The 1,095-nt window shown below is 66.0% G+C and carries 1 protein-coding gene; it reads left to right on the top strand.

What is annotated here, in order from left to right; genetic code table 11:
• The first annotated feature begins 192 nt into the window (after positions 1-192).
• Complete coding sequence (locus tag U9980_RS07550; RefSeq protein ID WP_322767278.1) at positions 193-912, top strand: acyltransferase; 720 nt, start codon at positions 193-195, stop codon at positions 910-912.
• The last annotated feature ends 183 nt before the right edge of the window (positions 913-1,095 follow it).

Genomic DNA, 1,095 nt, shown 5'->3' with positions numbered 1-1,095 from the left:
TTCACCGGTACCGCTGGAGTGCTGGAGTGCTGGACTGCTCACGGATCGGTCGAAGTGAATGATCGTCTCCTCCCCCGCATGCGCCTGGATCCCAGAGTTGCACGGCAGGTCCAAACGCCGGGGATGGAGGCCCCTTCGCGGGTACAACACGACCATGATCGCGTCGTCTCCGACCGGTTAGGCTCATCAACCATGGATGGACTCAGCGATCGTCTCGGCCGTCATGTCAGAACGCTTGACCGACAGTTCGTCCACGACCTTCGGGAATACGCCCAAAACGTCAGGACGCTGCGCGCGGGGCGGGAGGCGTCCGCACGCTCCTTCGCGGCGGGATTGCGCTACCCGATCGCGCACGGGCAGCCGATCTGGATCGGATCGCCGACCGTCATCGAAGGGCACGAACGCATCGAGTTCGCCGACGGCGCGGCCCTGCGGATCGGCCTCGGCCCGTTCGGGATCTCGACCCACCGGGACACCTCCGTGCTGCGGATCCATCCCGAAGGACGACTGCGGTGCGAGGGGGTCGTGTCGGTGCAGCGCGGGGCACGCATCGTGGTGGACTCCGGCCTGCTGCAGCTCGGCCACAACGTCAACATCAACGGCTTCGCGAAGATTCTCGTGCGGGAACGCGTGAGTATCGGAGCGGGCTGCACCATCTCCTGGGACACCCAGATCCTCGACAACGACTTCCACCCCATGACGGTGGACGGGGTGGAGCAGCCGATGAGCGCCCCGGTGATCCTGGAGGATCGCGCCTGGATCGGCACCCGGGCGATCGTCCTGAAGGGCGTGACGATCGGCGAGGGCGCCGTGGTCGCCGCGGGCGCCGTGGTGACCCGCGACGTCCCACCGAAGACAATCGTCGCGGGCTCGCCAGCCAAGATCGTCGGCCAGGTCGACTCCTGGCGGTAGCTCAGCACAAGCCGCCGGCAGCATCACGGGAGAGAGCGACACATCCCGAGGCTATCACCGATAGTAGCTTTTCACGTACTTAGAGTTGTTACACTGCCCGACGTCGATCAGGTGCGAACGAATCGGGGCCGACATGACCGTCGTGGGCGTTCGGGATGGGGGCGTCCGGGATGCGGGCGTCCA

This window comes from Protofrankia sp. Cr1 (genome assembly GCF_963555865.1).
Lineage (GTDB): Bacteria > Actinomycetota > Actinomycetes > Frankiales > Frankiaceae > Protofrankia.
Note: the sequence above shows the minus strand (reverse complement) of the source record. Positions and strands in the feature narration are given on the sequence as shown.